This is a genomic window from Polyangiaceae bacterium (assembly GCA_016715885.1).
GTDB lineage: Bacteria > Myxococcota_A > Polyangia > Polyangiales > Polyangiaceae > Polyangium.
On the sequence record JADJXL010000016.1, the window covers coordinates 493,799 to 516,916 of the forward strand.

The following is a 23,118-nucleotide window of genomic DNA, read 5'->3' on the forward strand; positions in this document are numbered from 1 at the left end:
CGGGACGACCGCGAGAAAACTTGGGTGCTCATCTTATTATCCAATCATTCTCTATTCGCTGAAGGAACGGTACCATGGTCGCGAACCCAAACTGGCGGAAAAAGGAGCTGGACATCGTATTCGAGCTGCTTGCGGCTTTGACGGAGCCTTTGGACATGCACAAGGCCCTGAGCGCAGCGTATCCGCTCATCCGCAAGCTCATTCCAACCGAGCATGGTGCGCTTTGCGTGAGCCGGTCGGACGATCCATCACTTTACGATTGGACCGTTGCGGAAATGCCCGAGGGGTTTTTCCGAGGGTACGCTGATATTGCAGAGCATGATTTCGTGCGCGCAGCCGTGGCCAAGAGACCGAACATCGTACTATGCGACGCCGACATGTTGCCTTCTCGAAATGACCTCGAGCGTCACGTTTCGTATGATTATTGCCGGTCGCATGGAGTGCCCATCGAACATGCAATGGCGGTGATGTTGGCGACCGAGCCTAGCTGGCATGGGGGACTCATGCTGTACCGAGACAAACGAGTCGCATTTTCCGAGCACGAGCGTCGAATATTGCAATTTTTGACTCCATATTTGTCGAGAACCGTTGCGAATTGCAAACGGTTTGGCGATTTGGTGCGATGGTCATCCGTGCTCGAAACGTCGATGTCGCTTTATCGTACAGGGATACTGGTTTTTTCGTCGACGTTGAGGCTGATGACGTGTTCGAATGGTGTGGAGCAGCTTTTGGAGCGGTGCTTCGCACGCGAAAGGCAATGCGACGATGGATTGCCCGAATCGCTGTACCGTCGGCTTCGACGGCTTCCGCAGGGGCTGATACCGGCGGCCGCGCCGCCTCCATGGATTCCGCCTGCTCGCGGTTCGGGCGTCGTCGTCACGTTCGTTCCGGTCATTAAAGATTTCGGCACGTGCTGGCTGGTGCTGCTCGACGAAATACCCGAGGAATGGCGAGAAAAACTCACGCCGTCGGAAATTGACGTCGCGGTGCGCGTTGCACAAGGTTGGGACAACGAGCTGGTGGCCGATGAGCTTGGCAATACCGTGCTGACGGTGAAGACCCACCTTTATCGGATTTTCAACAAGCTTGGGATTGAAAACCGTGCGGTTTTGATGGCGCGCTTCAGGCAGCGCAAGTAGTGGCGATTGCGTCGTGGCGCTCGGCAGCTTCTGCGGCCACTGCGGTGAGCAGGCCGATGTAGGTCGAGCGTGCGACCCAGGCCGAAAGCACGAGGTCGCGGCAATCCGTATCCGACGACGCATATGCGTCGATGAGCTGGCCTAGCTGCGCGACGTGATCGATGTCGGCATCCGCATGACCTTCGAGAAAAAACACGCCACGTTCGATACCTCGAATACCGCTATGCGCCACGACGTTTTTGGCGATGGTGCCGGCGCGAGATGCGCCGCCTGATTCGAGCACGTATGCCGTTCCGAGGAAAGCTACGGGTGAACCATGGTCCACGGTGAACGAGTTCCAAGCGATATAGGCTGCGACGCCGGGCGCTGGTTTTGCATGGCGAACGATATCTGGATTGACTCCAATGGCACGCAGATCGCCGAGCACCCACTGTTCGTGTCCATTTTCCTCGTCTGCTTTTCGTAGATAGAGCGCGGCGAGCTGTCGCCTGCCTTGTTTTGCGAGTCGTTCGCCTGCGCGGCGGAGCAGTGGGCGGGTGTGGACGACATACAGGTACGATTGCACGAGATATGCGGTATATTCGTCCTTGGTGATGGTTCCAAGGGACAGCCGACGGCCGAATGGGTGCGCATCGATATCGTCGATGAGTGCACTGGCGATGGAATCGAGCGTTTCGGTGATTTTTCATGGGGAGCTCCGTGGTTCGTGAACGATGCGTTAGGCGGCAAGTGACGGAATCTCGACGGTGTTCTGCAGATGGGCAGGATGGACGCGCTGCATGTCGACGGCCATGAGCACTGGTATCGAGTACATTCTGAAACGGGTGTCGTAGATGGGCGGGCCGATGAGTCGTGCTCCCATGCGCTGCGTGTAAATGGAGAGAATGCGTGGGAATCGGGGGGGCGATGCATTGGTATGCGCGGCGTGCCGTTCCGCAGTGGTGAAGAATGGGTGCCGGGTTTCGTGTGCGTAATCCGCGTGCTCGCGAGGTTCGATGTGGATTTGATCATGCACGAGGCCGCTGCGTTGGCCGATCGAGTGAATGAGCGCGGCATCGTCGAGTGAATCCGTTTCGGTGTTCGCGCAGCCGATCCAATGCGTGATTCCCGCATTGCGGCTGGCCTGCACGACGGCGGCATGCAAAGCGGATGCAACGTGCGTGCGCCGATACTTGGTCAATACGGAATAACGCATCGTTTCGGCCAGTCGCATGTCCATCGCGCCAAGCTTCGTGATGTCGAAGCGTGATTCGATGTCAAAGCCGAATTGGCTTCCCATGGCATTGGCAACTTCGGCATTGGGCAGGTGCATTCGAACGGTGCCGACGGCATTACCGTCGACGTAAGCCACGATGTTGTACGTCGTGTCGAGCGTGTCGAATGGGTCGACCTCGCGCGGGACGAGTCGACGGGTGGGATCGAGGTAGTCGCATTCTTCGGCGAATACAGTGTAACGAATGCGAAGAGCGTCGTCGATTTGTTTGCGGGTATCTGCGATTTGACAATGAATGTGCTGCATCTCGAACCCCCTCTGTCAGTGGATGGGCTGGTGTGGACGCTATATCAAGAAGCGTGCCAAAAATGTAATTGGCTTGAATCATAGGGAAATCTGTTCCGATGCCCAGGGAGTGTCTATTGCCGTGGACACCCATCGGGGGGCAGGTGCCTACGACCGTAGGCAGTCGTTCGACGATTGCGCGAGCTGTGCGAGGCGTACATTTGCGTAGTCGTTTTACGAGCCCGCGTATGGTACATTGGCGGGGCCATGAGTCAGTCGTTTTCCCTGCCGTATGTACGCGACGAACGGTTTGTCGGCCGCACGGTCGAGTTGGAACAGATTCACGCGGCGCTTCAGCGTAGCGACGTGGTCGTCCTGCGAACTTCAGGCGAAGGTATGGGCACCACGGCGCTCGCGATCGAGTATGCCCATCGGTATCGCAAGCTTTATGATGAAGTTGTCGGCAAGGTGCATGATGACGAGTCACCGTGGGCTCGTCGGCGCATGGACTTTTCGGCCGTGCATTCGATGCAGCGGCAACCTGCATCGCGGTCCGTGCGTCTTCACGTCGTCGTCGGTCGCACGCGAATCGCTCAAGGAATGGGGAAAAGCGAGGACAAGCAGATCATCACTGCGGCCGATTATGATTTGTCGATTCAGTATCCGACGGTCGACGTCGGCCCGCTCAATCAGCACGATGCCCTTGCCATGCTCGGCCCGATAGCGGATCGCGATCCGAAAGGGGCGAGAGCCCTCGTGGAATTGACGTGCGGCGTGCCGCTCGCGCTGCGTCTCGTCATTGCGCTGCTGAGCGAGTCGAAGGAGCGGCGCATTCGCGACATGGTATCGTCTTTGTCGACGGATGCCGACACGACCATTTCATCGGCCATCGATCGCGCATTTCGGCTCGTCTGGGAGGCGCTCGAGGACGAAAACGCACGACGCATTTTGCAGCTTGTGTCGCTGTTTCCGAAGCGAACAGGAATTGCGATGGCGCAGGTCGTGAATCTTTTGAATCCCCTGCGCGACGACAGTGGTTTCGTCGCATCGAACATTTCCCTCCTTCTCCGCAAAAAGCTTCTCCAAGAGTGCGGAGACGGCAAGGTTTCGATGCATCCGCGCATCGCAAAACTGGTCGCTGCCACCGTGGACAATGTCGAAGAATTTCTTCGTGGCTGCGAGTCGAATCTGGATGAACGACTTCGTGATCTCGATTGGCTCGAAGACGAGGTCGACAGCCGAGGAGCGAATGCCGTGTACGACGACGTCAGGGCATTGCAGCATATACTCCATGAGAACACTATTTATTCCACGCATCGTAGAGGCTCTGGAACCATCATGGAGCTATTGGAATGCCTTGCGGAGCGTGGCAAACATGTCAGTCGCAATCGTACGCTGTTTCTGCAACAACTGGCGGCCGGCAATGTTCGCATCAGCCACGGCGGCGACGAATTCAATGAGCTCGTCGCGCTAGCAAAGCGAAAACTCGAACAGCAGGGAGCTCCCCATTTTGAATGGAAGTTCGGTTCAAAAGCGGGCGATCCAGAAGAGCGGCGGGTTTCATGGAGCCGCGCAGCATTTTGCGGCGATGACTGTCATGCAATCACGGTCGCCAATGATGGTCGCGTGGCCATTTGGGACGTTGCCCGTGCCGAGGTTGTCGAAGAGCGATCCCTCGGCACGCGCTTCCATCATGCACCAGCGATCGCCCCGGTGGGGCTCGTTGTCGCGGGTGCGACAAACCATGGCGTTGAATTATGCGACTTGATGGATGGCGCGTCCCTTGGGGTCGTCAACAAGCAGGCGGAAGTAGCCATCGCGCCGAATGGTCGGTACCTCGCATGCATGAATCGAGGTGATCGTGGAAGTATCGAGCTCGTGCGGTATGATTTCGCGCAAGTAACACCTCCGCCGCTAACGGTCATCGGTCGAGATGCCGCATCCCATTGGATGTATGAATTCGACTCGAGTCGGCGCGAAGATGCGCCGCGGATGGCTATATCGAACGACGGTCGGCGTGTATTGGTTGCCCTTTCCGGCGATGCGCTGTTTGTCTGGGAACCCCTGCAAAAATGATCGCTCTTCCATCGGGCGTCATTGCAACGGAACGACCGCACGAAAATGGCGGTTTTAGCTCTGCGATCAATCGCTTCGATTCGACACTCCAAACCTGAATCGTGTCACGGAGCGTGGCCACGAAGCGACCATCGGGGGTGACGGCAATCCTGCCGTCTCGACCGGAATCTGTGGGAATTGGTAAGGTTTTCAAAACGGATCTACGGTCGACATCCACGAGCGAAATTCCGTTCTCCGTCCTCCACCAAATGCGCCCATTGCTACATGTGGCAACCACAGGGCCATTGCCTTCGAGCGCGCCGTCGATATACTCAATAATCGAGGCTGTATTGAAATCGGCAATGATGTATTTCCCATCTCCATGCCGTAGCAGCACGCGGTCATTGTCGAGAAATACCGCCCAATGAACGAGCTCCGCATCGAAAGGAGCGACGGTCGAACGCGCGATATCCCAAAAAAGGCGCGTCGAGGGAAAACGTTTGCCTTGCCGAAGCACGGCTCGTCGCCCATCGCTCGATATGCATTCCACGCTCGCGGTGCCGTCACCGCTCGGCATTTCCAGCGACTTTACGGTGGTACCGTGAATGAAATCCAACACGCGGATTCCATTGTCCACAAATATGTATACAAGACTACCTGCAACGACGATGTGTGAAAAGTAGGTGGCTTTCAATGGTAGCGATCGCAGCGGCGTTGCGGTCTCCACGTCCCATACGACGAGCTTGTGGTCCGTTCCGCCCACGGAAATAGCCAGTTTGCCGTCTGGACTCACCGCAATGGCGGACACGTCCTCGTCATACCGCGGCGACGGGCCATGCGCGACGTCCCACGCAAGGACCATGTTGTCCGCGCCTCCGGTTACGACTGTTTGTCCATCCAAACCCGACGCCACGGTCGTTACGCGACCCGTGTGCCCCGTCAATCCGTACATATTATGCGGAGGGATTCCAGCACTGTACCACGGACGGACGAATTCATGAAGCAATTCGCCCGTTTCTAGGCTGTAGGCACGCCCAACGCGATCGTTCGACGCAACGAAACACGAGTTGCCACCTGTAGCGACGTGCACATGCTTCGGGACCGATTTCAATTGAGGGCTACCACTGGAGAGTTGTCCCATACGGAGCATTGCCATGGCAATATAATCCGGAGCCCCAAATTCAACATCGCCAACGAGCTCGCCGGTACGAGCATCCATGAATCGTATGGTATCTTGCGATTTCTGTGTGTAAACGAGCATACGTGACGGTGTGTGGTCGAAACCGAGCGGCGGCTTGGGTAGTTCAACTGTGCGCACGACAACACCGGTGTCGACATCGAAATACCATATCGTTCCTCGCGGAGATGCGACGATCGCGAGACCATCGCAATCGAACGAAATGGCGGCGACGAACATCGTCCAGATTGCGTATTCCGGATAGGGGCACAAGCTGCGCAAAGGACGACATCGATCGACATCCCAGGCGCAAACCAATCCGTCTTCGGCCGCGGTCAAAGCGCGTCGGCCATTGGCGGAGACAGCCACTGCGTACACATTTCCGTGGTGCCCCTCCAAAATGGCCATGCGACTGCGCCGTTCGAGGTTCCAAACCTCGGGGGCACTGCCCTCCGCCGCGGAAATGACCACGGTTCCATCCGCGGAAATGGCAACACTCCGAATCGGCTTCGTGCACGTTCGATGTTCCGCGAGGATGCTTCGTGTTTCGACGTCATAAAGAAACAACGAGCCATCCTCGGCTCCCGAAACAGCGCGCTTTCCATCCGCCGATATCGCCACCGCATTCACGACGCTGTCGTGAATGCCGAGCACCCGCGGAGCAGCCTGCTGATGGTAGGTTCGTCGCGCCAACCATGTTTCGCCTCGTTCCAACAAGGCTGCCTCGGTGCGCTCGAGCATCGTTTTGCATCCGAGCTCCCAGGCGGCATCGCGCATTTGTGCGAGGAAGAGCGAATATGCAGCCAGCTTCGCAGGTATTTCGATGATTGCTTGGCGCGTGCGGTCGTACGTCCTTTCAGGCTTACTCATGAGGCAAGGTGCTGCCATTTCGAGCGTATTTTTGATATCAGTAAGCAATGCTGGCGCGGATGTCGGCACTGTCCGAACCAAGTGTGCCAATTCCGCGAGCACCGTCTTGCAGCCATGCAATTCAATGCTTCGGTAAAGGACGTCCATGTTGGATAACGCGTCCGCGAGCCGACCAAGACATTCCCGCTGGAACGTCGCACGGATGCCGAGCGCACGCGGGGCACTTTCGGCAATTCCCGTAGCAAGGCTTGCCTGGGTCGTCGCCTGAAGTTCTGCGAGCTTGTTCTTGCCGAGCTCGATCATTGCCTCTTCAACGTCGGCGAGGGGCATTCCCGCAAGGAAACCAAGTGTGCTGCTTGAAAGACGAGCTTCGGGGAATGCTGCAAGCGGGCAAAGCAATGCTTTCGCAGGTGCCGATAGATTCTCCGATACGAGCCCTAGCAGCGCGATGAGGATTCGCTCGCCCGATGCAATCTTGTCGCGGAAGGACGACAATCTGCGAGCCATTCCATTCAGTGTGTGTTCAAATGATACACTCGTTTGCAATGTAAGCGTCGTCGCCGAAGTTTGCAGCAGCGTGGGGTTTCCATGCATGGCGCGTGTAATGGATCTCGCTGATTGCCATAACGTGGGCTCACAGCTCCGCGGCGTCTGATTCCCAATGGATAACAGCACACTGGCCATGGCATTGACGTCGTCGAGCGGTCCAAGGGCGTGCCTAGCGTGCCAGGATCGCGGTTCCGTGCGGGAAATGTAAACGATGTGGTGCGTTGCCAGTACCCGCCCGCCGCTCATCGTTGACGTCGCAAACTCGAATCGGAAAGAGTGGCCGCGGCTCCGTCTTGCTGAGGGGTGCGAAGCCTTTACAGCGGTTTCGATCACGACCAAGGTACGCGGGCGCTCCAGAAGCGCCAAAGCAAGGGGCGATGTCGAGCCACCCGCGGCGTGTCTCGGCGGCTTCCATCCTCCGAGTTGTTTCGTGATTTGTTCCTGGAGATCTTCCGATTCATCCAGCCACAAGATACCGCCCGGGTAGGCGTCGCGATAACGTCGTGCATACGCCGCCATGAATTCCGTTTTGCCGATACCCGCAGGCCCCATGACATCTGCTTCAACGGCAGGCTCCCTGCAATGGTGCCCCTCGTCGCTATCTTGCTCGGCTTCTCGTTTGCACAGGTCTTCACGCAATGCCGTAAGAGCCGCGTCCCGACCGATGAAGTACGGATTTTCCGGGATGGGGACACCAAAAGGTATCGCCGTGGCCGGCTCGAACGTGGGCTGCCTCGGCTGGATTCGGTCGGCAGGTCGCGGGGAAGCCACGAGCGGTCGTCCAGCATATCCACGCGCCGCAATGGCGCGCGCTCGATTGAAGATGGACGTCGCCGATTCCTTCGAAAGCGCCTCCGTGCTCGACGTGAACGAACACGACAGCGTCTCCGGTCGCACCGGATCGTGTTCATTGTCGTCGACTGAATCCAAATATCGTTCGAGAATCGCTGCGGCCGGCGGACGGAGAGCCTCCAGAGCGTGCGAAAATTCGGCCGCATTCTGAAAACGTTCCTCGGGCGGTTTGGTCAAGCATTTTGTTATGATACCATCGATCTGCCAGGGCAAATCCGGTCGTATCTCGGTCGGTGGTACGGGCGTCGCGTGCAAAATTCGTTGCCCGACTTCATTGACGTTGTCCGCAGCAAAGGGCGTCACCCCCGTGATCAATTGGTAAAGCACCACACCAAGCGAGAACAAATCGCTTCGGGCATCCACTCGCTTGGCCGCCGATATCTGCTCTGGAGACATGTAAAGCGGCGATCCCAGAAAAACGTTTGTCTTGGTGAGGTCCTGTTCGTCCTCCAGGTATTTTGAAATTCCAAAATCGATGAGCTTGATGACGGCAGGTTGATTGGGACGCTGGGCCAGAAAAAGGTTCGAGGGTTTGATGTCGCGATGGACGATTCCGAAGCTATGCGCCAATCCGAGCCCGGCGCATGCTTCGATGATGTACTGCACCGCTTCCAAAAATGGCAGTGCTCCACGGCGTGTGACCATGTCACCGAGGTCCTTACCCTCGAGATATTCCATGAGAATATAACGCTCTCCCGTAATCAGTTGCCCCACGCGGTACACTTCCATGACGTGCGGCGAGCGCATTCGTCGAGCGACCTCGGCCTCGCGCAAAAAACGTCGTTCGGGCGTCGTTCGTCCCGCCCTGTCTTCGGCAATGATCTTGAGCGCGAATCGTTCGTCGGTTTCGACATCCCTCACGGCGAGCACGAGTCCCATTCCGCCGCGGCCGAGGATTCGCTGCACCTTGTACCTGCCATCCAGCGTGCGATCAACCCAGGATTCGTCGTTCATCATCGGCGGCCCGCCACAAAGTACCGAAAAGGCCACAACGCTGCAACCGTAGAGTGCGCATGCGGTGACGTGTCAACGGCCGCGATTGACGCGTCAATACCACTCGAGTTGCATTCAATCGAGCGTCGGGTTCTTCCGAGGGCCGGCATGCGTACCACGCAAGTTGCATGGCGCGTGGTCGATCGAATCGATAGAACTTCGTGCATGCAATACGAGCCCAAGAAGTCGATGTGGCTTGCGGAATCCCAATTTGGATTCTGCTTTGTATATCGTCACATCCATATTCAATTCATTCGTGGGCCGTGCGCGGGAGAGGTGCTCGAGCTGGCGGGTCCCGAGGTTCGAATGGGAAGTGGCGAAAGTTGCGATATCATCATCCCCGATCGAACAGTGAGCCATGTGCATGCCATTTTGCGAATCGAGGGCGATGCACTACGCGTCATCGATGCAAACAGCAAAAACGGCACGCATATCGACAATGTACGTATCAGGGATGCATACATCGAACCCGGATCCGCATTGACGATGGGAACGTCGACGGCTCGCATTCGGCTCCTCGCAGAGGTGGTCGAGCTTCCGCCCTCCAATTTTGAACACTTTGGCAACGTAATCGGCCGCAGTATAGCAATGCGCAATATATTCGCAGTCATCGATGGCTTTGCGAGGACACAGGAAACGCTTCTCATCGAAGGTGCGCCCGGCACGGGTAAAACGACCATTGCTGCAGCCATTCATGCTGCCAGTGCGCGGTGCGACGAGCCGTTCGTGATGTTCGATTGCTCGACCATGCCAAAGGATGCGCTAGAAATCGATCTTTTCGGGGGAATCTCGAGCGGGACTCCACCCGCATCTGCGCTTCGTCGAGGGCGGCTCGATGAAGCGGATGGCGGTACGCTCGTTCTCCAGCATGTCGATGCATTACCCATCGAATTGCAATCAAAACTGCTCGGCGCGCTCGATTGGCAAATCATTCGACCGCTTGGCACGGCAAAGGCGTGGCGACTCGACGTGCGAATCATCGCGACCACGACGCGTGACCTTGCGAATGAAATGAACAAGAATCGGTTTCGAGAAGATCTCCATCAGCGTTTGGCCATGCGAAGTCTTCGGCTTCCTCCGTTGCGCGATCGCGCAGAGGACATACCGATTCTCGCGCGCTACTTCGAGAAAGCCTGGCGTCTTCGCACGGGCAAGCGTGCGTCGCTTTCCGATTCGGTTCTGGAAGAACTAAAACTCGCAGGATGGCCGGGTAACGTGCGCGAGCTTCGTAGCACGGTCGAAGACATACTCACGCACGAGCGTCGTGGCGCTAGGTAAGATGCGGCTCGATCACTTCATTGCAGCAGGAATCAGGCCGATGGCGTCGATTTCGTTGAAGCCCAAGACCTTGTCCGAAGCGAGGTCGACGCGGACGGCGGAAATGGGCGAGCACGTCTTCGTCGATGCGGAAAGAACGTGACCACATGCGCCAAAGCCTCCCGCCATCGGTGATGCTTCGTAGACGACATGGTCGCCGTCCGCTGCGGTCACGGTGATTTTCGAGATGGCGCCGGGGTTGTACGTCTCGAAGACCCAAACCGCTTGGGCGACGACGGGCGTCGAAAAGCCCACTGTGATGAATTCGCCCGTCGCGTCCTCCATGCTCGTCGCCCACGCATTGGGCTCGTCGCCCGAGGCGGGGTAGACGTTGGGAGCGCCGAGCGCTTGTTTGGCGCCATAATTCTCCGGGCCGTATTCGGTCGATACGCCGTCGACTTTGTCGGCCCACACAGTGTTTGCGGGCGCCATCACGACTTTGACGACTTCCGTCAGGTTTTGGCAACGCATGGCCGCATCCGTCTTGTCGACGACTGTCGGGTCATCGCAAACCGCGCTGCTGCCGCCGCCGGCGCCACCCATACCGCCGCCGGAGCCACCCATGCCGCCGCCGCCGGAGCCGCCCATGCCGCCGCCGCCCATGCCGCCGCCAGCGGAGCCGCCATTGCCAGCGGAGCCGCCATTGCCAGCCGAACCGCCTTCGCCCGCGGAGCCGCCGCTGCCCGAAGAACTGCTCGAGGTGGTCGTCGTGGGCGTATCCTCCTCGCATCCTGCGACGACGGCAAGTGCGGCGACTAAGCTGATGATGATCGGGTATTTCATGAAGAATCTTCCTTTCCAAGCTACCTTGGCGCACGTACGCTCGCGCACGGCCCAAGGAAAAACAACATATCGTGGACACAATCCGGCGTCTACGTATTTCTTCGTGCGGCCTACGTTCCCGTGATTACATGGATGAGCACGGTCTTTTGCGACCACGTTCCATTCCACATTCGCACATTTTCGGAGTACGATGCCCGCGTGACTCGAAAGCTCGACATTGCACCGGATGCGCGCGTGACATTTTTGACTGGAGCTGGGGTGTCCGTTGCATCGGGCATTCGGCCTTATCGCGGTCCGGGAGGATTATGGAACGAAGTGGACGTCGAATCATGGGCGACGGCGGCGGCGATGGAACGCGATGCGCGCGCATGTTTCGAGGCGCATCGGAAATTCGCGCGAATCGTTGCTCAGGCCAAGCCGAATGCGGCACATCTGGCAATGGCTGCGTTTGCCCGAACGCACACGCGAGGGCGCGTCGTCGTGATTACGCAAAATGTCGATGGACTACATCATCGCGCCGGAAGCGAGAACGTCGTGGAAATCCATGGCTCGCTTTTTCGTTTGCGCTGCCCGAATGAAAGTTGCGAAATTCGAGTTTCGTTCGACAATCCCGAGGCGGCAAGTGACGAACCTCCCGTTTGTCCGAAGTGCGCACGGCATTTGCGTTACGATATCGTGCTTTTCGACGAATATCTCGATCCGCGTGACGAACGTCATGCAAAAGAAGCGCTGCGGAATTGTGACGTATTCATTGCGGTGGGGACGAGCGGCGTGGTGTTTCCGGTAGCATCGTATGTGCGCGAGGCGGATTATGCCGGGGCACGGACGTATTTCGTGAACGTCGAGGCACCCACGCCATCGAATCCGTATTTCGACGAAGTGGTGCTGGGGCGAGCCGAGGAAGTGCTCCCCGAGCTGCTCGGCGTGCCGAATGTTTGAGCTTTGATTGCAATGGAGGCAGGAGGGGCCAGCCGCGGGGGGGGCGGCGCCATGAACGACGGCATGATCAGCGCTCGCGCGGCTGGCAACGGCTAGCGACGTGGGATCACCACCAGGCGCCCGGGAAGCCGCCGATGCCGCAATCGTCGTAGAGGTACGGATCGGCGAAGCCCGGTACGATGGGCGGAGCGATGACGTTGTTGTCGATGACGTTGACGACGACGCTGGGCTCATTCCACCAACCACCGTCGAAGCAGTCGAATCCGGCAAGGCCCCACCCGCCGCCCAAGCAATCGCCAGCGAATCCGGGGTACCCGTACGCGCCGTAGTAGCCGGGGTAGCCGAGGTAACCACCGCGGAGGTATTTCCCGGCACCGTACCGGTAAGCACCACGACCGTATCCTGCCCAGCCGCCACCAGCGGAGAGCGCGTCGGCGCTTTCAGCCGTCATTTCATCCGTCATTTCATCTTCCCCCATCACCATGGGGTCTTCGACGCTCGTTGCACATCCGGTGCTCGCAAAAACAGCAACCAATCCAACGGCCAGCAGCGTCGAGAGCTTATTGTTCTGCAACATGATGTATTCTCTCCCTGTTACTTGTTGGTATTTCCAACTCGATCGGCCGCTCGCGGCTGAGCATGTCCGACCGTGCCCATTACTTTCGGCGGCAGGGTTCAGACGTCGACCCCCCCACCGCGACGCCGATCGAAATTGCGTCGAAATGGCGTTCACCGCCGCGTTTGTGAAGGGCGTCATGGTTTGTCAGGAGCATCCAACGCCACGTTCAGGGCGTCATGCACATGCCGTGACGGAATGCGCCGCGATTCTCGCCGTCGTTGCCGGAACCAAAATTGTCCCGATTCACGCCGCAATGGATGCGATTCCGAATGTTCTCGCAGGCGCGCCGGTCGACGACGAGACGTGGTCAATGTGCCTACCAGGTCTGGTCGAAATGCGTCGTCCTGGTCGTAGCAACCCAGTCGATTTGGCTTCGCGGATCCGCTGCGTCCCGTCCCAGTCGGGCTTCGTCCTTGCACATCGGGCAGAAACCGCATATGCCTTCAACGTCGACGAAGCTCGACAGCTTATCGTCCGTACCAGGAGAACCGAACCATGCGAACGTCTTTTGCTCCCCTCTTTGCCGTTGCGCTCTCTACTGCGCTTTTGGGCTTTGCAACTCCGGCCAGCGCCGACATCGTCGCGTCGTGCGGCAGCATCGAACTGAGTGCGAGCTCCGAGTGCGAAGTGCGCGTCGAAGGTGGGTGCACGGCATCGTGCGAGCCCGTGAATTTCACGGCGCAATGCTCCGCAGAGCTCTATGTTGGATGTTCGGGCATGTGCACCGCTACGGCCACTGTCCAATGCACAACGAGCTGCCAGGCGACTTGCGAAGCAGAATGCACGGTGGATCCGGCAAAGTTCGATTGTGCCGCCTCCTGCCGCGCCGATTGCGACGGAAGTTGCGATGCGACATGTGTCGGCGCCGAAGATACTGCAGAATGCCGGGCATCGTGCAAGTCGACATGTGCGGCCCGATGCGATGGACGGTGCGACGCGACACCTCCGAGCGCCGATTGCAATTCCAAATGCGAAGCGAGCTGCAACGGGTCGTGTGAGGCCGATGCCAACATGTCCTGTCAGGTGCAATGTCAATCCACGGGATACGTCGACTGTCAGACCGATCTTCAAGGGGGTTGCGAAGCCGCGTGCAGCAAACCCGAGGGCGCGCTTTTCTGTGATGGCCAATATGTCGACGTCGGCGACCAGCTCGACAAATGCGTGGCGGATTTGAAGAGCCTATTCGACATCGAAGTCACGGGTTATGCCGAAGGCAACGCGCAATGCAGCGGTGGCCGATGCACCGCCGAGGCAAGTGCGGGCTGCTCTTGTTCGCAAGGCGTTGGCGCGGGGAGCTCCGGCAATGCCGTCGGCATTCTCAGTGCAATCGCTGCGTTCGGCCTCGCGCTCGGACGCCGCAAGAACCAGCGCGCGTAAAAAGTATTCGTCAGAGATTACGCGCGCAATTCAGACGCTGTGCACTACGGCTTCTTGACCACGACTTCGCCGCCGAACGTCATGGGGTACGTGATGATCGCCACGCCCCCTTTCGGATGGGGAAACGTGACCTTTTTGAATGCAGTCGCAACGCAAGCGTCGACCTTCGAGTTTTTCATGGTCGACTTCAAAACCGAAGCATCTTTGACGGTTCCCAGAGGCCCGACGGTCGCTTTGATGGTGACCGTTCCTTCGAGCTTGCCCTGCTTGTCCGCACCGAGCGTGTAACACGCATCGAAGGCTTGGATGTTGTCGTTGATGGCTTTTTGAATCTCCGCACTCGACAAACTACCCACCAGCGGCTGCGTGTCGGAAACCGTCGTTCCCGCGCTCGCCGACGGTGATGCGCTCGCCATCGATGGCGGTGCGGCCGACTCATTCGAAGAGGCTGGTGCGGTCGATGCGATGGCCCCCGTGCCGTTCGCGCTCGCGTCGGGTGATGGCTGTTTGGCGACTGGTTCTGGGCCACAGCCAATGCACAAGGACGTTACGGAAAGACAAACCATGGCGAAACCCGAGAGATGCATGGGGCGAGTCGACGCCAATTTTGCCGCTGCGTCCATGGGGAAAACGTCGCGTCGATCAGGCGACGCGCGCGCGGGCAAACGGACCGGCCGCGATGGCGCGTTCGTAGACGGCCTCGTACGCGTTCGTCATGGTCGCCGTCCCGAACCGCTCACGGGCACGTTTGGCGCAGCGTGCGCGATCGAACGACACGGTCGCTTGAGCTGCCCGCACGAGCGCGTCCGCATCGCCGGGCTCAGCAAGGAACCCAGTGACATTTTCTTCAATGATTTCGGGGAACGAGCCGCGTGCAAATGCGAGCACCGGCGTGCCACACAGCATGGCTTCCACCGCCACGAGCCCAAAAGGTTCCTCCCAGTCGATGGGGCAAACCACGGCACGTGCACCACGTAGCAGCGCGATCTTTTGCTCGAGATCCGCTTCCCCGAGCTCGCGCACGTTCGGCAGCGCGATGCGCGGAGCGACGAGCTCATCGAAATACATACGGTCTTCCGGATGAACTCGTCCGGCGAGGCGAATCGGCAAACCAGCTCGACATGCGATGTCGATGGCCGTGTGCGTTCCCTTCTCTCTCGCGTACCGGCCCAAATGCAGCAAATATCCGGCGTCTTCAAAACTTGGAGGGTATCGTTTCGGGGACAAACCGTGGTAAATGACCGTCGAGCGCGCCAAGGGCGTCTCCAATTCGAGCTGGCGCTTGCTGATGGCCACGTAAAACGGTTTGGGATGCGTGGCAAAGATGCGCGAAGTGCTCTCTTCGCGCTTGTGATGAATCGTGTACACAATCGGTACGTGCACGAATTGACCGAGCGGCAGGCCGAGCGCGCTGTTCAGGTGGACGACGTCGAAATCATTGCGAGCGACGTCGGCCATGGCCCACGCCGCATGATTCAACTCGTCCGCAGCCGTCGGAGGCCAGACGGGTCGATGATACAGCGCACGTTGCTTGCCGCTCACGACGGCATCACCCGTCGTGTACACGGTGACGTCGTGACCGCGTGCCGTGAGCTCTTCGGAAAGCTCGTAACAAAAAAGCTCCGTTCCGCCGTAGCCCCTGGGGGGCATGCGGATGAAGGGCGTCGAAATCATGGCAATTCGCATGACGGACGAACCTCGGTGCGGTCGGCTGCGCATCGAGCGATCGTCCGTCCGCACCCAGGCTGCCGTTACACGCGGCGTGCCAAGTTACTGCTGGGAGCGTCGGTACTTCTCGGCCGCCTGCTTCATCAGTTCGACCGCGCTCGGAGAAATCCGCTTCAGCGTATGCACCACCCACGCCTCGCGCGTCACGGGCAACGTGCCGATGTTTTTCTCCACCGCATGCATGATGCGATCGGCCACGAGATCCGGCGACGGAGCACGATCCATCAATTTCTCGCCCATGTTACGCGTCGACGCTTCCGCCATGCGGCCCCGGTGACGCCCAGCGTTGTTGATGTTCGTCTTGATGAACGACGGACAGATCGCCGTCACGCCAATGCCATGCTCGTGAAGATCGTCCCGTAACGCCTCGGAAAAACCCACGACGGCAAACTTCGTCGTGCAGTACGCCACGAGCATCCGCGTCCCCATGAGCCCCGCGAGCGACGCGATGTTCACCACGTGCCCTCCTCGACCACGTTCAACCATTTTGGGCACAAAGTAATGACAGCCGTGAACGACTCCCATCACGTTGATTCCCATGATCCACTTCCAGTCGTCGAGCGTCGTCTCGGTCAAACCACCCGACACGGCAACACCGGCGTTGTTCACCAGAACGTCGACAGCGCCATGTTCGCGATGCACTTCCTCCGCGAACCCTTCCATCGCTTCGGCATTCGCGACGTCCACCTTGCGCGAAAACGCCCGCCGCCCAAGCTCACGAACTCTGCTCGACGTCTCTTCGAGACCAGCTTCGTTGATGTCCGAAAGAACCGCGTCTGCACCTTCACGAGCAAACGCCAGCGCCGTCGCGCGACCAATGCCACTTCCAGCGCCCGTCACGAGAACGACTTTGTTCTCGAATCGCCCGCGTTTCATCGACCCAAGAGAGCGCCATGCTCGAGTGCTGTCAAGACACGTCGAGCGTATTGAGCATCGCTTCCGCCGCGGGTGGCCAAATCTTGTGTGATTCCGGCAGCACGCCGCGTGTTTCGAGGTCGTGATACATGCCGATCGCTTGCAGCAAAAGCCCGCGCGCTTCGTCTCGTTCGTCTTGGCCACCCTCCGCCAAAACACTCGCCGTACGAAAACAAAACAGCGCACGCTCCGCCTGAAACACCGCCACTTCCGCCTGCGTCACGAGCGCCGAGGAACTCGCCGCACCCGCCTCTCGAGCGAGCGCGTCCGCGAGCGCCATCCCATCGCGGAACGCCGCGAGCGCTCCCGTCGAATCTCCAAGCGCCCGCAATACATGGCCGATACGAACGTACGTCGATGCAACCTCGCGCCGAGAAGTCACGTCTCCCGTCTCGTTCGCAAGCTCTTTTCGTAAAGACAAACAGTCTTGAAATGTTTTGAGCGCCAAAGGTTTGTCGCCCATCGCGCGCAGCACGTCCCCGATGCTCTCCACACATCGAGCCAAAAGCCGGCGCCGCGAAGCGCGATCCACCGCTGCCGTCACGAGCCGCTCATGCGCGGCTTTTGCCGATTGGAATGCCGCCAGCGCGCCTGGTCCATCCCCCATGGCAAGCAGCGCTTCGCCAAGCCGATCACGCACGAGTGAAAGCAGCGTCAGATGATCGACGTCGTCCGGGAAGTCCGACGAAAGCCTCTCGGCGATCGACAGCGCATGACGAAATGCGCTCGCCGCGGCGGTTTCCCGTTCGTTCTGCAAAAGCAGATCGCCCACCGTCACATGACAGAGCGTAATGCCCGTGAGGACACCGGCGATCGCGTCGCGGAACGCATATTCACGCTGAGACTCCGAATCGAGCGCGCTCGCGTCACGTGGGTACACCACTCGATCCTCGAGAGGTCCGGCATCCAGCGAGCATGCCCTTGCGCGCACCGGAATGAGCACCGTCCGTTGCTGACGTTCCATCGCGAGCGCTTCGGTGATCACGGTGTTCACCGTCGATCCTGGCGCGAGCGCTTCGGGGCTCACGAGCGCGACGACGACGTCTGCGGAAGTCACTCGTGCAGTAGGTAAACCATCTGCGGGCTCGGACGGAAACTCGCGCACGAGCCCTGCTTCGACGAGCGGCGCGATGCGAGCGCAGAGATCGTCACGCAGCGCCCGATCCGACGGCTCGCTGCAAACGAATATCTCGGCGGCTTGGCTCACCTCGTGCATCATACAGAGCTTCGCTCCAAAAATGCTCTCTCTCGATGCTGCGCCCTTCGATGTGCGCATTTTGATGTCGCGCTCGGACGAGCCGTCCTTTATAGGCAATGATGCGAACCGATCCCTGGTAAAATTGGTGCCGACCGACAAACGAACTTCGAGGACACGGGCTTGATGCGAATCTTGATCACCGCGACGCCAGGGCTTTCTGCCACCGGGAGCGTTCCGCCTCTCGCGGTTGGTGGACTCGATCTGCGCAACCGTTTTGCGCGCGAGGATGCCGGGTTCGACGTCGTGTTCGCCGACCCTGATGAAGACTTGGCCGAGCAAGTCATCGATGTGCTCACCAGGCGTTCGTGTGGCCCTCGCGATGCCGTCATGCTCTACATCGCGGCTCGAACGCTGCTCTCCCGTGAAGGCGAGCTCTACTTGTGCCTCGATCCGGAAGAAGCCAACGTTGGTGATGCGCTCGCCGACGTCGCGGCGTCACTGCGCGATGCGGCTCCTGGTTGGAAGCTCATCGTCCTCGACCTCGTCGATGCTCGACTCGATGTCGATCCGACGCGCATTCAGACGCTCGTGCGCGCCGCCGAAGCCGCGATCGACTTTGCCGCGAGCGATATCGAGCTCGTGGTGTCACTCAGGTCCGAAGAAGTCAGTGGCGCGGAGAGCTCGCCGTTCGTCGATGCGCTCATCGGCGAGATGGATGCGGTCGATCGAAATCAAGGGTTGACCATGCGCTCGGTATTCGACCGAGTGCACCGGCGGCTTCATGGCGACGTCGCGTATTTGCATCACTCGCGTGCTCGCGTGACGTTCGAGCTCCTTCCGCTCGCGAAGGGAAGACGCGACCCATCCGCGATACCTCCTCCGTTCGCTTCGGATGCCCGTTCGTCGGTGCACCCGGCGGTTGCACTTCTTTCGAGCTCGGAAGATATGCCCGGCCCGCATCCCGAATCGTCGAAGCGCCGCGCGTTCATTCCCCTTCCAGCGCCTTCGGTTCCATCCATCAGCATGGCGCATTTGCCCGGCGACGATGGCCCGGATTCCGATGACGAATGGGCCACCGTCGATCCGGTGCTGCTCCTCGGTCGCCCGCTCGATGCGCCGCCAGGTGCGTCACTTCCGCCGCCGAGCGCATCCATGTATCCGCCAAGCTCTTCGTCGTTTCCGCCGCCTACGCGCACGCCCGTGGCTTTCTCGTCGGGCAACAGCGTGCCTCCGAGTGGCCCGGTGAGTGGCGTGCCCATGAGCGGCGTGCCATCGAGCGTCGCGCCATCGAGCATGGCGCCAAGCTCGCGCCTCACGCGCGAAATCTCGCCGCTTGCGCGCTACACCGTCGAAGGCGAGCTGCTCGCGTCCCAAGGCGACATGTCCGGTGCGATTGCGCTATTTCGCAAAGCCCTTGCATTGCTTGGCCCGTCTGGCGAGCCAAACCTACGCGCCGAGATGTACACGCGCATTGGCGAATTGCGGGCGCAGAGCGGCACGCCCGAGGATGCCATCAGCGATTACGAAAAGGCCCTTGCATTGCGACCCGGTCATGTCCCTGCGCTCGAAGCGCTCATCGTCCTTTGCTCGAAGGAGAAGGATTGGCGCGGCGTCATGAGCGCCGAAGAGCGTCTTCTTGCCACCATCGACAGCACCACCGTCCGATTCGAGCGCATGATCGAATTTGCGGCGCGTTGGGAGGACGAGGCCGAGAAGCCTGGGCGTGCGCGGCATCTTTTCGAGCGTGCGCGTGAGCTTCAGCCCACCAACCCCGTGCTCGACGAACAAATTCGCCGCGTATCGCTCAAAATGCTGAAGAAGCCGCAAGTGTAGTGTGTTTGTCGTGCCGATTTGGTAAAGTTTGGCATGACCGATATCTCCAAGAAGCTTCGCATCCTGCCGGGAGCGCGCGTATTGACCCTCGGCGCCCCCGATTCGTTCCCATCGCTGCTCGATCCGCTGCCGGACAAGGCAATTTTGTCGACGCGCGCGACCGGAACATTCGACGTCGTGATGCTCTTCGTCGCCGATTCCAAAGCGCTCGAAAAAGGTTTGCCGCGTGCCACTGCGGCGCTCGGCGACGAATCCGTCTTATGGATTTGTTACCCCAAGAAGACTTCGGGCATCAAGACCGACATGACGCGTGACGTCGGTTGGAATGTCGTCCAAGACGCTGGGTTTGGCCCGGTCTCTCAAGCGGCCATCGATGAAACGTGGTCGGCTCTTCGATTCAAGCAGGAATCCACCGTCGAACGAAAACAAGGATCGGCTATCGCTCCGGGAGCAGCGAAAAAGGCGGCGCCCCAAAAACGGGTCATTCCGCCGGCCGATTTGGTGGTGGCGCTCGGCACGAACGACGCTGCGACGGCCACGTGGAAGACGCTCGCGTCGTCGCACATCAAAGAGTATGTGCTTTGGATTGAGGACGCGAAGCGGCCGGAGACGCGCGCGCGGCGTGTCGAGCAAACCATTACGATGCTTGCGGCCGGCGTGCGTAATCGGAACGAGAAATACGCTGGCAAATAATTCCTGTCGCAACCCGGACGAACGCAATTCTTCTGGCGTTTTTCTTTCCGAGCGCAAAGGATGTGCGCCATGTCGAGCTCGAACGACAAGGTGTTCTTCGGTCAGCCGCGCGGAGTGTGGCTTTTTGCGGGCCTCGGGTTTGCCGCATTGGTCCTCGGTGCATTGCCGGCGGTTCGGCGATCGAGAATGCATTGGACGCGTCTGGTCCGCTTGCTTGACTTCGCGTCCTCACTGGTCAAGAGTGCGTACGGTTCGGAGGCATCACCGTGAAGTTTCGTCCTGCCATTGGAGAGAGCGACTTTCGCAAGGTGCGCGAAAGCGGGGCTGGCTACGTCGACAAGAGCAGCTTCATCAGTGAAATACTCGACGACATGAGCTCGGGGCTGCTCTTTTCTCGCCCTAGGCGGTTCGGCAAGACCATCAACCTGTCGATGCTCGGCTATTTCCTACGAAAGACGGACGAGGACTTGTCGCATTTGTTCGAGGGCCTGGCAGTCACACGCGACCCCAAGGCCATGGCGCATTTCCAAAAGTATCCGACGATATCCGTGACGTTCAAGGATGTCTATGCCGCAACGTTTGAAGGGGCGATCGTAGGGATTCGTGATCAGATTATCGAAGCATTTCGAGCGCATCGTCATCTGCTCGATCAGAACAAGCTCGATCCTTACCGTGCACGTCAATTCCAGCACGTGCTTAGCGGCGAAGTGAGTAACTCCGAATTGCTTTTTTCGCTCGAGTGGTTGTCGCATATTCTATATCAACAATACAAAACATACGTCCTTATTCTCATCGACGAATACGACACGCCTATTCAAGCGGGCTACACGCACGGTTACTTTGACGAGATCGTGCCCTTCATACGCAATCTCTTGTCGGCGGCGCTCAAGGATAACGTGGCGCTCTTCAAAGGCGTGCTCACGGGCATTCTGTATGTATTGAGGGATAATATGTTCTCCGGGCTCAACAACATCCGCGTACATTCCATTATGAGCTCGCAATACGCCACGTCGTTCGGATTCACGGAAGACGAAGTGGCTGCCATCGTCGAACCTGCACATGTCGCAGAAGTACGCGCGTGGTACAATGGATACATCTTTGGCGGCCACGTCATCTACAACCCGTGGTCGATTCTAAGCTACATCGAGCAAGGTACGCTTCAGCCCTATTGGGTCAACACCGGTTCCAGCGACCTCATCGAACACCTCGCTGCCAAGCAAGGTTTGGGGTTGTCCGAAAAGTCGTACGCGCTCTTGAATGGCGAAACCATCGAAATCCGCATCGATGACAACATCGTCTTGCGCGACATCGACAAACGATCCGAAGCGCTCTGGAATTTTTTGCTCTTTTCGGGCTACCTGAAGGTCGTCGAGTTCACCATGCACATGGGCACGACCACCGGCAAACTCGCCATTCCAAATATCGAAATACGCTCGGTCTATCGCACGATGTTCGAAAATTGGCTCACCAGAGTCGACCCGGATTGGTACATGACCAATGACGTCGTGCAAGCGCTGCTCGCCGGTGACGCGGCCCAGGTCCAAGAGCTCCTCGAACAAATACTTTTGACGGCCATGTCGTATCAGGATGGAGCAGGTCGGGCACCGGAAAAGTTGTATCACGGATTCATGCTGGGGATGCTCGTGCACATGGAGGCGCGATACGAAGTCCGGTCCAATCGAGAATCCGGGCGAGGTCGAGCGGATGTGTACATGCGGCCGAAAACAGTCGGACAACCGGGCGTCGTCATGGAATTCAAAGTGCCGCTCGGCAGGGAAACCCCCGAAGTGGCGCTCGAAAAGGCCACGAAACAATTGCGTGAGCGCAAATATGCGGCCGAATTGATCGCCGCAGGGGCGTCACCCGTGCATGAATACGCCATGGTATTCGATGGAAAACAGGTGTGGGTGAATAGAATCGACGGGCCGGAGACGTCAGCAGCGACCGGTTGAGCCGCGAAGCGTCATCATTGGCCGAAGCGCTGGCAAAAGAGCCGGACCTCCAGCCGCTTCAATTCGCCGACGACATGAGCAAGGCGCATGCGGCTGCGGTGAATGCAGCGCAGGCGCTCAATCGCGAAGTCGACGAAGACGCAGCGGCGACGAATGCACTCCGCGCAGCGCGCGTGGCATTCGACAAGGCGGCGCGTGCTTATGCGCGCATCATCGAAGGAGTGCTCGTCGACGAAGGCAAAGAAAACGACTTGAGCCAATACGTATTGGCGCGCGACCCGGCGTATGCCGCTCGGCGCAAGGCCAATGTGCCGATCACCGAAGAACCTGGCGCCGAAGCGGCGGAGCAGGTGGCGTAGCTGGCGTCTGGGCACAGCAAGAACCGTGCCCAGTATGCGATCCCTTCGAAGAAATCGGCAACTGTGCGCTCGCGGGTGTCGTTCGGGTCACGCGACAGGGCAATTGCGCGTGCGCAGTCGCTGATCGTGCGTGCGGGGGCTTGCCCTGCGCGCTCGCAGGTGCGGTTCGGGCGATGCTCGAGGGCTGCTGCGGGGGCGCAGGAGGCCAGCGCGGGCGGCGCGAGGGCCACTGCGAGGGCGCAGGCGGCCATGTGCCATTCAATCACGCGGTC

Annotated in this window: 19 protein-coding genes; 10 read left to right on the forward strand and 9 right to left on the reverse strand. The window is 59.1% G+C overall.

All coding sequences use genetic code 11. The annotated features are described in order from the left end of the window. The first annotated feature begins 74 nt into the window (after positions 1 to 74). Entirely contained in the window at positions 75 to 1,139 is a 1,065-nt protein-coding gene (locus IPM54_19505; protein ID MBK9261978.1) for a helix-turn-helix transcriptional regulator, read from the forward strand. On the opposite strand, the gene IPM54_19510 is transcribed toward IPM54_19505, so the two are convergent. Together IPM54_19510 and IPM54_19515 are read right to left on the reverse strand one after the other, a co-directional pair. Continuing rightward, entirely contained in the window at positions 1,123 to 1,704 is a 582-nt protein-coding gene (locus tag IPM54_19510) for an iron-containing redox enzyme family protein (protein ID MBK9261979.1), read from the reverse strand. The two genes, IPM54_19505 and IPM54_19510, sit on opposite strands and share 17 nt — an antisense overlap. 153 nt (positions 1,705 to 1,857) lie before the next feature. Further along, complete coding sequence (locus IPM54_19515; GenBank protein ID MBK9261980.1) at positions 1,858 to 2,658, reverse strand: GNAT family N-acetyltransferase; 801 nt, start codon at positions 2,656 to 2,658, stop codon at positions 1,858 to 1,860. Positions 2,659 to 2,904: 246 nt separating this feature from the next. Between IPM54_19515 and IPM54_19520 the strand changes: the two genes are divergently transcribed. Beyond that, positions 2,905 to 4,713, forward strand: a complete 1,809-nt coding sequence (locus IPM54_19520; protein ID MBK9261981.1) for a hypothetical protein — start codon at positions 2,905 to 2,907, stop codon at positions 4,711 to 4,713. Here the strand turns inward: IPM54_19520 and IPM54_19525 are convergent. Beyond that, entirely contained in the window at positions 4,634 to 9,130 is a 4,497-nt protein-coding gene (locus IPM54_19525) for a protein kinase (GenBank protein MBK9261982.1), read from the reverse strand. The two genes, IPM54_19520 and IPM54_19525, sit on opposite strands and share 80 nt — an antisense overlap. Before the next feature lie 111 nt (positions 9,131 to 9,241). Between IPM54_19525 and IPM54_19530 the strand changes: the two genes are divergently transcribed. Further along, positions 9,242 to 10,411, forward strand: a complete 1,170-nt coding sequence (locus IPM54_19530) for a sigma 54-dependent Fis family transcriptional regulator (protein ID MBK9261983.1) — start codon at positions 9,242 to 9,244, stop codon at positions 10,409 to 10,411. 12 nt (positions 10,412 to 10,423) lie between these two features. Here the strand turns inward: IPM54_19530 and IPM54_19535 are convergent, their stop codons facing one another. Then, entirely contained in the window at positions 10,424 to 11,233 is an 810-nt protein-coding gene (locus IPM54_19535) for a hypothetical protein (GenBank protein MBK9261984.1), read from the reverse strand. Positions 11,234 to 11,431: 198 nt separating this feature from the next. Between IPM54_19535 and IPM54_19540 the strand changes: the two genes are divergently transcribed. Continuing rightward, positions 11,432 to 12,172, forward strand: coding sequence for an NAD-dependent deacylase (locus IPM54_19540; protein ID MBK9261985.1), 741 nt, complete (start codon positions 11,432 to 11,434; stop codon positions 12,170 to 12,172). 106 nt (positions 12,173 to 12,278) lie between these two features. Here the strand turns inward: IPM54_19540 and IPM54_19545 are convergent, their stop codons facing one another. Beyond that, entirely contained in the window at positions 12,279 to 12,749 is a 471-nt protein-coding gene (locus tag IPM54_19545; GenBank protein ID MBK9261986.1) for a hypothetical protein, read from the reverse strand. A gap of 537 nt (positions 12,750 to 13,286) precedes the next feature. Between IPM54_19545 and IPM54_19550 the strand changes: the two genes are divergently transcribed. After that, positions 13,287 to 14,168, forward strand: coding sequence for a hypothetical protein (locus IPM54_19550; GenBank protein ID MBK9261987.1), 882 nt, complete (start codon positions 13,287 to 13,289; stop codon positions 14,166 to 14,168). 44 nt (positions 14,169 to 14,212) lie between these two features. Here the strand turns inward: IPM54_19550 and IPM54_19555 are convergent, their stop codons facing one another. From IPM54_19555 to IPM54_19570, 4 genes are all read right to left on the reverse strand, one after another. After that, positions 14,213 to 14,791: a TonB family protein gene (locus IPM54_19555; protein MBK9261988.1), complete on the reverse strand. Its 579-nt coding sequence runs from the start codon at positions 14,789 to 14,791 to the stop codon at positions 14,213 to 14,215. Between the two features lie 19 nt (positions 14,792 to 14,810). After that, a complete protein-coding gene (locus IPM54_19560; protein MBK9261989.1) occupies positions 14,811 to 15,854 on the reverse strand; it encodes a glycosyltransferase family 4 protein in 1,044 nt (347 codons plus the stop codon). A gap of 84 nt (positions 15,855 to 15,938) precedes the next feature. Continuing rightward, positions 15,939 to 16,772: an SDR family NAD(P)-dependent oxidoreductase gene (locus IPM54_19565; GenBank protein ID MBK9261990.1), complete on the reverse strand. Its 834-nt coding sequence runs from the start codon at positions 16,770 to 16,772 to the stop codon at positions 15,939 to 15,941. A 31-nt stretch (positions 16,773 to 16,803) separates the two neighbouring features. After that, complete coding sequence (locus IPM54_19570; protein MBK9261991.1) at positions 16,804 to 18,018, reverse strand: hypothetical protein; 1,215 nt, start codon at positions 18,016 to 18,018, stop codon at positions 16,804 to 16,806. A gap of 174 nt (positions 18,019 to 18,192) precedes the next feature. Between IPM54_19570 and IPM54_19575 the strand changes: the two genes are divergently transcribed. The 5 genes from IPM54_19575 (at position 18,193) to IPM54_19595 (ending at position 22,846) form a co-directional block, all read left to right on the forward strand. After that, positions 18,193 to 19,842, forward strand: a complete 1,650-nt coding sequence (locus tag IPM54_19575) for a tetratricopeptide repeat protein (protein ID MBK9261992.1) — start codon at positions 18,193 to 18,195, stop codon at positions 19,840 to 19,842. Positions 19,843 to 19,875: 33 nt separating this feature from the next. After that, the gene (locus tag IPM54_19580) at positions 19,876 to 20,535 is read left to right on the forward strand and encodes a YdeI/OmpD-associated family protein (GenBank protein ID MBK9261993.1); all 660 of its coding nucleotides are present in this window, start codon (positions 19,876 to 19,878) and stop codon (positions 20,533 to 20,535) included. Between the two features lie 69 nt (positions 20,536 to 20,604). Further along, positions 20,605 to 20,805 carry a hypothetical protein gene (locus IPM54_19585; protein MBK9261994.1) on the forward strand — a complete coding sequence of 67 codons (201 nt, stop codon included), beginning with the start codon at positions 20,605 to 20,607 and terminating at the stop codon, positions 20,803 to 20,805. After that, positions 20,802 to 22,487, forward strand: coding sequence for an AAA family ATPase (locus IPM54_19590; protein MBK9261995.1), 1,686 nt, complete (start codon positions 20,802 to 20,804; stop codon positions 22,485 to 22,487). The genes IPM54_19585 and IPM54_19590 overlap by 4 nt, the downstream gene beginning before the upstream one ends. Then, positions 22,484 to 22,846, forward strand: a complete 363-nt coding sequence (locus tag IPM54_19595; protein MBK9261996.1) for a hypothetical protein — start codon at positions 22,484 to 22,486, stop codon at positions 22,844 to 22,846. Before IPM54_19590 ends, IPM54_19595 begins: the two co-directional genes overlap by 4 nt. Positions 22,847 to 23,118 lie beyond the last annotated feature (272 nt).